Source organism: Streptomyces sp. NBC_00078, from assembly GCF_026343335.1.
GTDB lineage: Bacteria > Actinomycetota > Actinomycetes > Streptomycetales > Streptomycetaceae > Streptomyces.
In genome coordinates this window covers 6,013,821-6,027,426 of the sequence record NZ_JAPELX010000001.1, presented here as the reverse complement: position 1 = coordinate 6,027,426, position 13,606 = coordinate 6,013,821, and the positions used below count along the sequence as shown (strand labels likewise).

Sequence of the window (13,606 nt, the reverse complement as noted above, 5' to 3'; positions counted from 1 at the left end):
GCCCGTGTTACCGGGCGGCCTCCTTGGAGACCAGGGCGACCGCCTCGTCCACGTCGTCCGTGACGTGGAACAGGAGCAGGTCCTTCTCCGAGGCCTTGCCCTGGGCGACCAGCGTGTTCTTCAGCCAGTCCACCAGGCCGCCCCAGTACTCGCTCCCGAACAGCACGATCGGGAAGCGGGTGACCTTCTGGGTCTGGACCAGGGTGAGGGCCTCGAAGAGTTCGTCGAGGGTGCCCAGGCCGCCGGGCAGGACCACAAAGCCCTGCGCGTACTTCACGAACATCATCTTGCGGACGAAGAAGTAGCGGAAGTTCAGGCCGATGTCGACGTAGGGGTTCAGCCCCTGCTCGAAGGGCAGCTCGATGCCCAGCCCGACCGAGACGCCCTTCGCCTCCAGGGCGCCCTTGTTGGCCGCCTCCATGGCACCGGGGCCGCCGCCCGTGATGACCGCCCAGCCGGCGTCCACCAGGCCACGCCCGAGCCGCACTCCCGCCTCGTACTCCGGTGAGTCCACCTTGGTGCGCGCCGAGCCGAACACGCTGATCGCGGGCGGCAGTTCGGCGAGTGTGCCGAAGCCCTCGATGAACTCCGACTGGATGCGCAGTACGCGCCAGGGGTCCGTGTGGACCCAGTCCGACGGGCCGCCCGCGTCCAGCAGCCGCTGGTCCGTCGTGCTCGCCGTGACCTGGTTCCGCCGCCGGAGGACCGGTCCAAGGCGCTGTTCGTCCGGTGGCTGCTTCTTGCCCTCGGGGTTCCCGGTAGCCATGTGCGCTCCCTCCGCTTGCGGGGTGTTTCCGTCTCAGCGTAGATCCACACGGGTTACGGACGGGGGACGTGGGCATGTCCGCCGTGAAGAGGCACCGGCACGACGGTCGCACCGGCCCGCTGTCAAGCCGTCAGCCAGGCCCGCAGTCGTTCCTCGCCCGCCAGGATCTTCGCCGTTTCGACCCGTTCGTCCCGCTTGTGCGCCAAGTGCGGGTTCCCGGGGCCGTAGTTGACGGCGGGAATGCCGAGGGCGGAGAAGCGGGACACGTCCGTCCAGCCGTACTTGGGCTGCGGGGTGCCGCCCACCGCCTCGATGAAGGCCGCAGCGGCCGGACGGCCCAGGCCCGGCAGCGCGGCGCCGCTGTGGTCGTCCACCACGAATTCGTCCACCCCGCAGTCCGCGAAGACCTCCCTGACGTGGGCGATCGCCTCTTCCTCCGTGCGGTCGGGCGCATAGCGGAAGTTGACGGTCACGACGCATTCGTCGGGGATGACATTGCCCGCCACGCCACCGGAGATGCCCACCGCGTTCAGGCCCTCCCGGTACTCCAGGCCGTCGATCACGGGGTAACGGGGCGTGTACGAGGCCAGGCGGGCCAGGATCGGCGCGGCCGCGTGGATCGCGTTGGAGCCCATCCAGCTGCGTGCCGAGTGGGCCCGCTCGCCCCTGGTCTTCAGCAGCACCCGCAGGGTGCCCTGGCAGCCGCCCTCGACCTCGCCGTCCGAGGGCTCCAGGAGCACCGCGAAGTCGCCCTCCAGCCAGTCGGGGTGCGCCTCGGCCATGTGCTTGAGGCCGTTGAGCTCCGCCGCCACCTCTTCGTTGTCGTAGAAGACGAAGGTCAGGTCGCGGTTGGGGGCCGGCACCGTCGCCGCGATGCGCAGCTGCACCGCCACACCCGACTTCATGTCGCAGGTCCCGCAGCCCCACAGGACGCCGTCCTCGTCCAGCCGGGAGGGGACGTTGTCCGCGATGGGCACCGTGTCGATGTGGCCGGCCAGGATCACCCGCTGCGAGCGGCCCAGGTTCGTCCGCGCGACGACGTTGTTGCCGTACCGCTCGACCGTCAGGTGCGGCAGGGCGCGCAGGGCGGTCTCGATCGCGTCGGCGAGGGGCTTCTCGGTACCGCTCTCGGACGGGAGGTCGACGAGCTGGGCGGTGAGCTCGGCAGCGTCCAGAGTGAGGTCAAGCGGGGTGTCGGCCATGCCGTCGACCCTAACCCGCCCATGCCTCGGCCCACTGTCCACACCGGGCACGTGGGACACAGCGGCCTCCGCTACCTTGGACGGCGTGCCAGAGCCGTCACCCACCCTCAGACGCCGTGGCCGCCTCTTCCGCATCGGGGCGGCCTTCGTCGTCCTCCTCGCCGTCGCGGGCTATCTCGCGGTGCAGTACGTCACCGGAGGCAGCGGCGCTCCGGGCTGCAAGGTGGTCTCGGACGAGGCCGGAGGGACGACGTTCGAGTTCACGCCCGAGCAGGCGGTGAACGCGGCGACGATCGCCGCCGTGGGCACCGGCCGCGGCATGCCCGAGCGGGCGGTGACCATCGCGCTGGCGACCTCGCTGCAGGAGTCGGGGCTGCGCAACATCGAGCACGGCGACCGGGACTCGATCGGCCTGTTCCAGCAGCGGCCCTCGCAGGGCTGGGGCACGAGGAAGCAGATCCTGGACCCGACGTACGCGGCGGGCGTCTTCTACCAGCACCTGGCCAAGGTGCGGGACTACCCGAAGCTCCCCCTCACGGTGGCCGCGCAGCGGGTGCAGCGCAGCGGTTTTCCGGAGGCGTACGCCAGGCACGAGATGGACGCCACCCTGCTCTCGGCCGCCCTCACCGGTCACTCGGCCGCCACGCTGACCTGTGACGGCCGCCCGGCCGGAACCCGGGCGGCGGGCCCGGACGCGGTACGGGCCGCGCTGGTACGGGACTTCGGGCGCGACGCGCTGCAGCCGGCCGGCGCGGAAGTGGGCGCCGCGACGACGCCGACGCCTTCGGCGGCCCCGAGCACGCGGGCCCCCGCGCGGACCGTCACGCTCCCCGTCGACCAGGACGCGAGCCCCGCCAAGGGCCGCAGCGTGCGGCAGCGCGGCTGGCAGCTCGCCCACTGGGCGGTGGCCAACTCCTCGGCGCTGCACATCGAAGGGGTCTCCTACGGCGGGCGGGAGTGGATCGCCGGGAACACCGACAGCGAGTGGCGCACTGCCGCCGAGGGGGCGCGCACGACCGCGGGCGCGGTACGGATCGTCACCGGCCAGTAGTACGGGCCCTCACCCGCACGGGTTACCTGGGGCATGCGCGGGGCGTGGAGTGGGCAGGTTTTCGCGCCCTCACCCCTGGATCCGTAAAAGCCCTTGGAAACAAAGAGCTGTAAGGATTCCGCACACTTTCCGACCGCGCACCTTTTGCCCGTTTTTATCCGCAGCTGATAATGCGACGCATTGCCAACTCTTTACTTTTGGCCGCCGCAACCTTCGGGGCCTTCGAGCGGTAGTTACAGCGTCCGACCCGGACGATCACATCCATCGAAGGAGCATCATGTCCCTCCCCCTGACCCGTCGGATCGCCCGTGCCGCGCTGCTCGTCGCAGCGGGAGCGGCTGCCGGGGTCGGTGCGGCCGGCTCCGCGAGCGCGGCCCCCGAACTGCCCGCCACCCCGAACGTGGGCGGCCTGACCGCGCTGGACGGGGCGAGCGTCGGCAACACCGTCGACGGTGCGGCGCAGAACGTCACCGGGCTCGCGGGCGCCACCGGTGCCAACGCGGTCCAGAACGCCGTGCCGAACGCGGGCAAGACCAGCGGCGGTGTCGCGAGGAAGGCGGCACCGGCGGCGCAGAAGGCCGCGGGGGCCGCGGCCGGCTCCGTCGGGGAGATCGTCGGCGCCACCACGCAGACGGCGGCCAAGAGCGGCGGCGGCCTGCCGACGGACTCGCTGACCAAGGGCGGCCTGCCGGCGACCGGCACCCTGCCCGTGAAGGGCCTGCCGATCGGCGGCTGAGCAAGCTGTACGACGAAGGGGGCCCGGGACAGTTTCCCGGGCCCCCTGATCGTGCGTGAGGCGGCTTCCGCTCCCGCGCCGGACCTACAGACGCGCCACGGCCGCCCGCGCCGGACCTACAGACGCGCCACGGCCGCCCGCACCCGCTCGTCCGTCGCCGTCAGCGCCACCCGTACGAACCTCTCGCCCGCCGGGCCGTAGAAGTCACCCGGCGCGACCAGGATGCCGAGCTCGGCGAGGTGAGCCACCGTGTCCCAGCAGGACTCGTCCCGCGTCGCCCACAGGTAGAGGCTCGCCTCGCTGTGCTCGATGCGGAAGCCGTGGCCGAGGAGCGCCTCGCGCAGGACCGTACGGCGGGCCGCGTACCGCTCCCGCTGCTCATGGACGTGCTGGTCGTCGCCCAGGGCCGCCACCACGGCCGCCTGGGTGGGCGCCGACGTCATCATTCCGCCGTGCTTGCGGATCTCCAGCAGCGGGCCCAGGACGGCCGGGTCACCGGCCAGGAAGGCCGCGCGGTAGCCCGCCAGGTTCGAGCGCTTCGACAGCGAATGGACGGAGACGATGCCCTCGTACGAGCCGCCGTTCACGTCCGGGTGCAGGACCGAGACGGGGTCGGCCTCCCAGCCCAGCTCCAGGTAGCACTCGTCGGAGAAGACCAGGACGCCGTGCTCGCGGGCCCAGGCGACGATCCGGGTCAGCTCGTCCTTGCTCAGCACCTTGCCGGTCGGGTTCGACGGCGAGTTGAGCCAGAGGAGCTTCAGGTTCGCCGGGTCGAGTCCGGCCCCCGCCGGGGCAGCCGCAAAGGTCTCCGGGTCGTAGGCCACGTGGTCCGCGCGGGCCAGGCGGGCGCCGACCTCGTACGTCGGGTACGCGAGCTGCGGGAAGGCGACCGTGTCGCCGGGGCCGAGGCCCAGCTGGGTCGGCAGCCAGGCGACGAGTTCCTTGGAGCCGACGATCGGCAGGACGTGCCTGTGGGTGACCCCGCGGGCGCCCAGGCGGCGCTCCAGCCAGCCGGTGATCGCGTCGCGCAGGGCCGGGGTGCCCCAGACGGTCGGGTAGCCCGGGGAGTCCGCCGCGTCGATGAGGGCCTTCTGGACCAGCTCCGGGACCGGGTCGACCGGGGTGCCGACGGAGAGGTCGACGATGCCGTCCGGGTGGGAGGCGGCCGCTTTCTTGTACGGCTCCAGCTTGTCCCAGGGGAAGGTGGGCAGGCGGTCGGAGACTGCGGACACGGGATCTGGCTCACTTTCTGGTACGGCGTAAGGCCCGGGAACGGCAAACGCCCCGGCCCCGTACGGCGATCAGGCCGTACGGGACCGAGGCGGCACGTGTATGCGGGCCGCTTGCGTGATTACTCGGCCTGCGGCGGCAGTGCGGCGATGAAGGGGTGGTCCCGCTCGATCAGGCCCAGCTTGCTGGCACCGCCGGGGGAGCCGAGTTCGTCGAAGAACTCGACGTTCGCCTTGTAGTAGTCCTTCCACTCCTCCGGAGTGTCGTCCTCGTAGAAGATGGCCTCCACCGGGCAGACCGGCTCACAGGCCCCACAGTCGACGCATTCGTCCGGGTGGATGTACAAGGACCGCTGGCCCTCGTAGATGCAGTCGACCGGGCACTCTTCGATGCACGCCTTGTCCTTCAAGTCGACACAAGGCTGCGCGATGACGTAGGTCACGCTGTCGTTCCTCCTCGTTAGGGCGCCGGCGGGCCTCCTCAGGCTCCGCCGCCTGGCGCGCGGGAGCGCGGCGTCGTCGATGCCCGCCCCTAGTATCTCCGTTCTTGGGCATGATCCGAACAGGAGGGGTGAACTGACCTGTGGAAATCTCGGCCGGCGGACGTCTTGAGGTTCGTATCACCGCTGCTGACGTGGGGAAACGAGTCTCCGTGCGGCGCTTGACCGACGCCGGAGTCCCGGAAGAGAAGTTCACCGACACGGTGGGTGTTCTCACATCATGGGACGACGGTGTGCTGCTGATCACACGTAAGAGCGGCGAGAGCGTCCGGATTCTGGAGTCCTCGCTGGTCGCGGGGAAGGTCGTGCCCGCGGCGCCCGCCCGGCGCAGGGGCCCAGCCGCCTCGTACGAGGAACTCGCCCGCGTCGCCGCGCGCGCGTGGCAGCCGGTCGAGAGCGAGCGGCTCGGCGGGTGGGAACTGCGGGCCGCAGTCCAGAACGTGCCGCGCGATGGGGGTCCCCCCAGGCTTTCGGCACCGGGGGAGCGTCCGCGGGGGGCGGCGGCCGGGCGACAGGCGGGCTTCACCCGGCGGGCCAATTCCGTGCTGCCGCTGGGCGACCCCGGTGTGCCGCTCGACGAGGCGCTGAGCGCCGTACGGCAGTGGTACGGCGACCGTGGGCTGCCCGCGTACGTCCAGACCGCGACCGGCGCCGAGGGCACGCAGGAGCTGCTGTGCGCGGAACTGGAGCGGCGCGGGTGGGTGCGCGAGGTGACCGCCGAGTTGTGGACCGGGGCGCTGGCGCCGGTCGCCGACCGGGCGGAGGGCGCGGGCGTGGTGCTGACCCGGGAGGCCGACGAGGCGTGGCTTGCGCGCTACCAGCGCAAGGGCGTGAGCGAGGTGGCGCTGAAGGTGCTCGGGAGCGGGCCGTCCGTGTGGTTCGCGACGGTTCCCGGTGCCGGGGCCCCTGCCGCGATCGGCCGGTGTGTCGTGGACGGGCGGTGGGCGTCCTTCGCGGCCGTCGAGGTGGACCCGGCGATGCGGCGGCGCGGGCTGGCGAGCACCGTGATGGCCGCGCTGGCCCGGCGGGCCCTGGACGAGGGCGCCTCGGCCGCCTGGCTGCAGGTCGAGGAGGACAACGCGGGCGCGCGGGCGCTGTACGCCGGCCTGGGCTTCGCCGCGCACCACACGTACCACCACTACCGGGAGCCGGCGGCTCCCGGCGGCGGCCAGTAGTACCGATCGCCGTGAGAGGGCACGAGCCTGCCATGCGTCCCCCATACCCACCCCCGCCCGAGCGGTCCGCCGAACTGCGGCGGCGGTTCGCCGAGGAAGCACGTTCCGAGCGGCCCGACCTGTCCACGCTGTGCCTGCTGGTGGGGGCCGCGGCGGACGGGGCGCTGGACGAGGCGGGCATGGACGCCGCGCAGGTGGAGCTGGACCGGCTGGCGGGGCAGCTGCCGTTCCGGCCGGGCGGGTCGCTGTCCTGGGCGACGGCGCTGCACCACCTGCTGGGCGTCCAGCACGGCTTCCGCGGCTCCCCCGCCGACTACCAGCGCCTGGAGTCGTCCCTGCTGCACCAGGTGCTGCGGCGGCGCCGCGGGCTGCCGATCCTGCTGTCGGTGGTGTGGATGGAGGCCGCGCGGCGGGCGGGCGCGCCGGTGTACGGGGTCGCGCTGCCCGGGCACTTCGTCGTCGGTTTCGGGCCTGCGGAGGAACAGGTGCTCGTCGATCCGTTCGACGGGGGGCGGGTGCTCGGCGGGGGCGACGCGGAGTTGCTGGTGGCCGGGGCCACGGGGGCGCCGTTGGATCCGTCGATGCTGGTGCCCGCGACGCCTTTGGAGGTGGTGTCGCGCATCCTGAACAACGTCCGTGCGTGGGCTGCCGCGCGGCCCGAGCGGTCGGACGTGGGGTTGTGGGCGGTGGAGCTGGCGCTGCTGGTGCCCTCGCATCCGGCGCGGCTGCGGTACGAGCGGGCCCAGTTGCTCGTACAGCGGGGGGACTTCGTCGACGGTGCGGTGGAGCTGGAGGAGTACGCGGAGTTGATCAGGGTGGTCGACGAAGGGGCCGCGGAGCGGGTGCGGGGGCAGGCGCGAGCGGCTCGGGCACTGCTCAACTGAGTTCGCCCAAGGGGCATGACGTTCGGTGCGTGGGCGAGTGACGGTGCGTTGCGGCGTGCCGCGCACGCGCGGCGGAGCCGCACATCGATACGGCCCCGCACCCCCGAGGCCGTTACAGCCAGCCCTTTTCCCTCGCGATCCGCACCGCCTCGGCCCTGTTGCGTACGGCCAGTTTCTGGATCGCCGTCGAAAGGTAGTTGCGGACCGTGCCCTGCGACAGATGAAGGGCCTTCGCCAGTTCCGCGTTCGTGGAACCGCCGGCCGCCGCGCGCAGGATCTCCCGTTCGCGGTCGGTCAGGGGGTTCGCGCCCCCTGCCAGGGCCGCGGCGGCGAGAGTGGGGTCGATGACCCGTTCTCCCGCCAGTACCTTGCGTACCGCCTGCGCCAGTTGGGCGGCCGGGGCGTCCTTGACCAGGAAGGCGTCGGCGCCCGCTTCCATGGCGCTGCGGAGGTAGCCGGGGCGGCCGAAGGTGGTGAGGACGACCAGCTTCACCGCCGGGAGTTCCTTGTGGACCAGGGCCGCCGCCTCGATGCCGGTGCAGCCCGGCATCTCGATGTCGAGGAGGGCCACATCCACCTCGTGCTCGCGGGCGGCCGCCACCACCTCGTCGCCGCGCGCCACTTGGGCGACGACCTCGATGTCGTCCTCAAGACCGAGGAGGGCCGCCAGCGCCTCGCGGACCATCGACTGGTCCTCGGCGAGCAGAACCTTGATCGTAGGGCTCATGCACCGGATCCTACGGCCGGCGGCGAGCCCGCGGGGACGCGGGCGACCAGCCGGAACCCGTGCTTCGTACGCCCCGCCTCCAGGCTTCCGCCCGCTTTCTCCAGACGCTCGGTCAGGCCGGTCAGGCCGTTGCCCGGCTCCTTGCCCGAGCCGCCGGAGCCGTTGTCCTCGACGGAGAGTTCGAGCGTCTGCCCGTCCAGGGTCTGCCGCCTGAGCACCTCCACCGTGCACCGTCCGGCACCGCTGTGGCGCACCACGTTGGTGATCGCCTCGCGCAGCGCCCAGGCCAGGGCCGACTCGCTCTCCTCGGGGACGCCGGCCAGGTCCGGTTCGGCGGGCACGTCGGCAGTGATGCCGGCCGCCGCCAGGGCGACCTGGGCGCCCGCGAGTTCCCCGGACAGCCGGGGGCGGCGGTAGCCGGTGACCGCCTCGCGGACGTCCACCAGGGCCTGGCGGCTGACCTGTTCGATGTCGGCGACCTGCTGGGCCGCCTTGCCGGGGTCGCCGGGGAGCATACGGCCCGCCAGCTCGCTCTTCAGCGTGATCAGCGACAGGGAGTGGCCGAGCAGGTCATGGAGGTCACGGGCCAGGCGCAACCGCTCCTCGTTGGCGGCCAGTTGAGCGACCGTGGCGCGGGCCTTGCGCAACTCGACGGTGGTGCGCACCAGTTGCTTCACGCCCGTCATCGCGAAGCCGAGGAGCACCACCACCATCAGCAGGCTCCAGTCGAACTTGCCGTTGCGCAGGCCCACCAGGAGCATCGCCAGGGCGTTCAGCCCGATCCCCCAGTACGTCACCGGCATCGGCAGTGTGGCGCCGCAGGTGACGGAGACGTAGACGAATAGGCCGATCCACGGGTAGCCGAGAGTGAGGCCCAGGACGATCGCGAGCGTGCCGAGCAGGCCGACGAAGACGCCGACGGTCCGGCCCGAGCACGGGCGGCCCATGTTCCGGAAGACCAGCGTCAGATAGAGGCCGGTGAAGGTCGCCAGGGCCACCCAGCCGGCCGCGGTCGCGGCGGGGGTGTGGCGGCCGGAGGCCAGGTCCTGCATGGGCGCCCCGAGGAAGATCAGCCAGGGCAGGATCCAGACCATCTTGCGCAGCGCCTCGCCGCCGTTGCGGGGCTCCTGGCCGATCCTGATCGTGTTCTCGGCCCGCAGTTCGTCGGGCAGCCCGTCGTCCGTCATCGTGCTCACGCCTTCAGCGTGTCCTTCCGGTACAGCCAGGCCGCGCCTCCCGCGAAGAGCAGGAAGAAGGCGACGAGGATGGCGATGTCCTGGGCGTGCGGGGCCTGACTCTGTTCGATGGCGCGCCCCAGGGCAGCGTACGCGTGCGTGGGCAGCCACCTGGCGATGTCCTGCAGCCAGGCCGGGAAGCTGGTGGAGGGGAACCAGAGGCCGCCGAGGATCGACAGACCGAAGTAGATGATCATCGTGATCGGGCGGACCGCGTCCCCGGAGGCGAGGTAGCCGATGGCGACGCCGAGTGCGGCGAAGACCAGGCTGCCGGCCCAGATCGCGCCGGTGAGGGCGAGCCACTGCCAGGCGTCCAGGCGTACGTCCTTGACGGCCGCGGCGACCACGAAGACGACCACGATGGACGGCAGGCTGACGACGGCGGCACTGGCGGTCTTGGCGAGGACGTAGCCGCTCCCCGGCAGCGTGGTCAGCCGCAGCTGCCGTACCCAGCCGCTCTCGCGCTCCTTGGCGATGCGCTCGCTGTTGCCCATGAGGACCGCCGTCAGGGCGCCGAAGGAGGCCATGGACACCATGACGTACGCCGCGACGCTCAGGCCGGTGCCGTCGACGGTGCCCGTCTGGCTGGAGGCCAGCAGGAAGATGACCGACGGGTAGATCACCGAGAAGAACAGGAACTTGCGGTTGCGCAGGGCGCGCGCCAGTTCCAGCTTGATCAGGCTCCGCGAAGCAAATGTATTCAGCATGACTGCTTGGCCTCCTCGGCGGCGGTGATGGCGACGAAGGCCTGCTCCAGGCCGAGCCCGGCGACTTCGAGGTTGCGGGGGTAGACGCCGAGGCCGTAGAGGGCGTGCACGGTCGCGTCGGCGTCGGCGGACTGGATGCGGACGGTCTGGCCGCTGATGGCGAGGGAGGTGAGAAAGGGAAGGGCGCGCAGAGGTGCCTCGTCGATGGGGCCCTCCAGGTCGAAGGCGACCCGCCTCGCTCCCGCCTTCGCCTTGATCTCGGCCGCCGTCCCGTCGGCGAGCAGCCGCCCCCGGTGCAGCACCAGCACCCGGTCGGCGATCGCGTCCGCCTCCTCCAGGTAGTGCGTGGCGAACAGGACGGTCCGGCCCTGGTCCGCCTGCTCGCGCATGGTGGCCCAGAAGGCCTGGCGGGCGGAGACGTCCATGCCGGTGGTGGGCTCGTCGAGGACGATCAGGTCGCTGTCGCCGGCGGTGGCCAGGGCGAAGCGGACACGCTGGGCCTGGCCTCCGGAGAGCTTGTTGACCTTGCGGTCGGCGATCTGCGCGACACCGGCGCGGGCGAGGACGTCACCGCTCTTGTACGGCTTGGGGTGCAGGTCGCAGGCGAGCTTCACCAGTTCGGCGACCGTCACCTCGTCCATCAGCCCGCCGCTCTGCAGCATGGCCCCCACCCGGCCGGCGACGATGGCCTCGCGCGGGCTGGTGCCGAAGACACTGACTGTGCCGCTGTCGGCCTGCTTCAGGCCCAGCAGCAGGTCGAGTGTGGTGGACTTGCCGGCCCCGTTGGGCCCCAGCAGGGCCACGGTCTCCCCCGGGTGCAGGGCGAGTGTCAGCCCGTCCACGGCCCGCACGTTCCCGTAGGTCTTGCTCACCTGCTCGAATCCGACCACCGGGGTGGCGGTCGTTGTCGCTGTCGTCGTCATGTGCACCATCGTGGCCGCTCTGGCCGCTGTCGCGGCAGTGTCGGCGGTCCTGACCGCCGGATGACAGATGTCATGCCGACGGCGGTGACATACGACGAGAGGGCACCCGGCGGGTGCCGGGTGCCCTCTCGTGCGGCTGTGCCGCTAGCTGGGGTTCGACTCGATGACGCCGACCCTGTTGGTCTTGCTCAGGAGTGCCTGGCGCAGGGCGACATAGACGTCCTGGGGGGTGACGGCCGTCTTCTTGCCGGTGCCCCGGGTGATCAGGACGCCGTTGAACTGGCCGCCGTAGAGCTCCTTGAGCGCGGTGAGGTCCGGCTTGTCGACGAGCTTGCCGTTGACGGCCTCGACCCTGAGGAACTTCCACAGGGAGTTCTGCGGGCTCAGCGGCAGCGAGACACCCGTGTCCGTCTTGACCGTGACGAGCCCCGACATCGCCGGCTCGGCGAACGCCTTCATCTCGCGGTCGACCTCGGCATTGGTCACCGACGGCTGCTGGGTCGTCGTCGCGACCGTCACCGGGGAGGTCGCGTTGGTCTCCACCTGGTTGCGGTACGCCTCCTTGACCGCCTCGGTCGACTTGGGGACGTCGATGCCCTTGCCCGCCTTGCCGTAGACGGCGACGGCCTTGCCGGACTTGAACTCGATCGTGCCCTCGGTCATCGATCCGGAGCCGCCGGCCGAGGTCTTCAGGGCCGCGCTGAGCTTCTCCTCGTCGACGGGCATCACCGGGTCGACGACGCGGTGGTTGCCGAAGAGCGAGCCGATGACGGAGACCGGGTTGTAGTCGCTCTGCGCGGCCGCGGCGACGGTGGCCTGCTCGTCGAACTGCAGCCCCGCCTGATCCGGCTTGAGGGTGACGGTGTCACCGCCGACCGACAGCTTCAGCGGCTTGTTCACCCGGTCGCCGAAGGCCTCGTCGAGCTTCCTGACGGCGTCGTCGCGGGTGCCGCCGCCGATGTCGACGCCGAGCACGGTGGTGCCCTTGGGTACGTCGGAGTGGTTCATCAGCAGCCCGGCGCCGTACGCGACACCGCCGAGGACGAACACGCCGGTGCCGACCAGCACCAGCTTGTTGCGGCCCTTCTTCTTTTTCTTGGGTGCGGATGACGCCGGCACGTTCTGTGCGACCGGCTCGGGCAGTTTCGGGGGCGTGTGCGGCAGCGGGCCGTCGGTGTGGGCGCCGGGCCCGAAGGGCGAGTTGGCGTCGGTGGGCACGACCGGCATGCTGCTGGTGACGGTGTGTCCGGAGACGTTGTCCGGGGCCGGGTAGCCCTGTGTGCCCGGCGCCGGGGCCGGCTTCTGCGGTGTGAGGATCGCGGTGTCGTCGCTGAGGCCGCCACCGGGGCCGAGACCGGCGCCGTGCGGGCCGCCCATGCCGCCGGGGCCTGCGGGTGCGCCGAGTCCGGCATGTGAGCCGGGTCCGGCAGGGGCGCCACCGAGGGGTGCGCCGCCGAGGGGTGCGGTCAGGGGGCTGTCGCCCATGACCGGTCCGGCGGTCGGGCCCGCGGGACCCTGGGCGCCGCCCGCGCCGCCGTGGCCGCCCGGGCCGTTGAAGCCGCTCGCGCCGCCGTAGCCGCCCTGGCCGCCCGGCCCGTTCGGGACGCCGTGCTCCCCTTCCGAGAAGTACGGCAGGTCGTCGCGGCGCGGTTCGCCGCCGGGACGCGCGCCGTTTCCGAGCGGTCCCGCGGCCAGCGCCTCGGTGACGTCGAAGGAACCGGTGCCGCCGCCGTGCCCGGGAGCCACCGGCCCGCCGGTCGCACCGGGCAGCCCGGCGCCGTTCGTCCCGCCGGGGCGGGGAGCGCCGCCGTTCGCGCCACCGGGGCGGGAGCCGCCCGGCACGCTCATGGAGCCGACCACGCCGCCGGGACGACCGGCGCCCGGCCGTGCACCGCCGCCAGCGGCGCCCGCGCCAGGAGCCCCGGCCCCCGCGGCGGGCGCGCCCTGTGCACCCGAACCGCCGGGCAGACCGGCCCCGTTGGTGGCGCCGCCGCCCTGACCGCCCTTGGCGGGAGCCGGCTTGCGGGGCGCGAACCAGTTGCTCGCCGGACCCTCGGCGGACGGAGCGGGCTCGCCCGGCGGTTCGACGGTACCCATGGCCTGGGTCGCCCCCGGCGCCTGGCCCTCGGACTGCGAGGTCTCCTCGAAGCCCTCGGTGTCCGCGACGGGCGTACGCACGACGACGGGCGGAATGGGCCGCGACCCGGGGATGTTGATCCGGATCCGGGTCGTCAGTGTGGTCTCGGTCTTGCGGTCCTCCGGCTGCGGGGCCGAACGGCCCGCATCCGTACCGGCGTCGGAAGCCGTGGGTGTCCCGTACGGCGGCGTGCCCGACGGGTATGCGGCTCCGCCGCGCCCGTTGGGCCCGGAGGACGGAGTGTCAGTTTCACGACTCAAGGCAGGTTCTCCCGGTTGGCTCCGCCGCCCGACACAACCTCACGGGCGGCTCGGCGGCGCGCACCACCATACTG

13 protein-coding genes are annotated in these 13,606 nt (G+C 72.2%); 4 read left to right on the top strand and 9 right to left on the bottom strand.

Annotated features, from left to right (window positions below; translation table 11 throughout):
- Nucleotides 1-7: 7 nt before the first annotated feature.
- Complete coding sequence (locus OOK07_RS28425; RefSeq protein ID WP_266684522.1) at nucleotides 8-766, bottom strand: LOG family protein; 759 nt, start codon at nucleotides 764-766, stop codon at nucleotides 8-10.
- 122 nt (nucleotides 767-888) lie between these two features.
- On the bottom strand, nucleotides 889-1,968 hold the full coding sequence (dapE, locus tag OOK07_RS28420; RefSeq protein ID WP_266684521.1) for a succinyl-diaminopimelate desuccinylase: 1,080 nt from the start codon (nucleotides 1,966-1,968) through the stop codon (nucleotides 889-891).
- Nucleotides 1,969-2,053: 85 nt separating this feature from the next.
- On the opposite strand from dapE, the gene OOK07_RS28415 reads away from it, so the two are divergent.
- Together OOK07_RS28415 and OOK07_RS28410 are read left to right on the top strand one after the other, a co-directional pair.
- Nucleotides 2,054-3,019, top strand: a complete 966-nt coding sequence (locus OOK07_RS28415) for a heavy metal transporter (RefSeq protein WP_266799287.1) — start codon at nucleotides 2,054-2,056, stop codon at nucleotides 3,017-3,019.
- A gap of 277 nt (nucleotides 3,020-3,296) precedes the next feature.
- A complete protein-coding gene (locus OOK07_RS28410; RefSeq protein WP_266799286.1) occupies nucleotides 3,297-3,755 on the top strand; it encodes an ATP-binding protein in 459 nt (152 codons plus the stop codon).
- Between the two features lie 116 nt (nucleotides 3,756-3,871).
- On the opposite strand, the gene OOK07_RS28405 is transcribed toward OOK07_RS28410, so the two are convergent.
- Together OOK07_RS28405 and fdxA are read right to left on the bottom strand one after the other, a co-directional pair.
- Complete coding sequence (locus OOK07_RS28405) at nucleotides 3,872-4,987, bottom strand: bifunctional succinyldiaminopimelate transaminase/glutamate-prephenate aminotransferase (protein WP_266799285.1); 1,116 nt, start codon at nucleotides 4,985-4,987, stop codon at nucleotides 3,872-3,874.
- 119 nt (nucleotides 4,988-5,106) lie between these two features.
- The gene (gene fdxA / locus OOK07_RS28400) at nucleotides 5,107-5,427 is read right to left on the bottom strand and encodes a ferredoxin (RefSeq protein WP_266684516.1); all 321 of its coding nucleotides are present in this window, start codon (nucleotides 5,425-5,427) and stop codon (nucleotides 5,107-5,109) included.
- A 140-nt stretch (nucleotides 5,428-5,567) separates the two neighbouring features.
- On the opposite strand from fdxA, the gene OOK07_RS28395 reads away from it, so the two are divergent.
- Together OOK07_RS28395 and OOK07_RS28390 are read left to right on the top strand one after the other, a co-directional pair.
- The gene (locus OOK07_RS28395) at nucleotides 5,568-6,659 is read left to right on the top strand and encodes a GNAT family N-acetyltransferase (protein ID WP_266684515.1); all 1,092 of its coding nucleotides are present in this window, start codon (nucleotides 5,568-5,570) and stop codon (nucleotides 6,657-6,659) included.
- A gap of 32 nt (nucleotides 6,660-6,691) precedes the next feature.
- Nucleotides 6,692-7,543, top strand: a complete 852-nt coding sequence (locus OOK07_RS28390; RefSeq protein WP_266799283.1) for a transglutaminase family protein — start codon at nucleotides 6,692-6,694, stop codon at nucleotides 7,541-7,543.
- 112 nt (nucleotides 7,544-7,655) lie between these two features.
- Here the strand turns inward: OOK07_RS28390 and OOK07_RS28385 are convergent, their stop codons facing one another.
- The 5 genes from OOK07_RS28385 to OOK07_RS28365 form a co-directional block, all read right to left on the bottom strand.
- Complete coding sequence (locus OOK07_RS28385; protein ID WP_266684509.1) at nucleotides 7,656-8,270, bottom strand: response regulator transcription factor; 615 nt, start codon at nucleotides 8,268-8,270, stop codon at nucleotides 7,656-7,658.
- Complete coding sequence (locus OOK07_RS28380; RefSeq protein WP_266802048.1) at nucleotides 8,267-9,457, bottom strand: sensor histidine kinase; 1,191 nt, start codon at nucleotides 9,455-9,457, stop codon at nucleotides 8,267-8,269. Before OOK07_RS28380 ends, OOK07_RS28385 begins: the two co-directional genes overlap by 4 nt.
- A gap of 5 nt (nucleotides 9,458-9,462) precedes the next feature.
- Nucleotides 9,463-10,212, bottom strand: coding sequence for an ABC transporter permease (locus OOK07_RS28375; RefSeq protein ID WP_266684508.1), 750 nt, complete (start codon nucleotides 10,210-10,212; stop codon nucleotides 9,463-9,465).
- Nucleotides 10,206-11,135 (bottom strand): ABC transporter ATP-binding protein, encoded by a 930-nt coding sequence (locus tag OOK07_RS28370; RefSeq protein ID WP_266799282.1) that lies wholly within the window; start codon nucleotides 11,133-11,135, stop codon nucleotides 10,206-10,208. The genes OOK07_RS28375 and OOK07_RS28370 overlap by 7 nt, the downstream gene beginning before the upstream one ends.
- Nucleotides 11,136-11,279: 144 nt before the next feature.
- The gene (locus OOK07_RS28365; RefSeq protein WP_266799280.1) at nucleotides 11,280-13,532 is read right to left on the bottom strand and encodes a hypothetical protein; all 2,253 of its coding nucleotides are present in this window, start codon (nucleotides 13,530-13,532) and stop codon (nucleotides 11,280-11,282) included.
- Nucleotides 13,533-13,606: the final 74 nt, after the last annotated feature.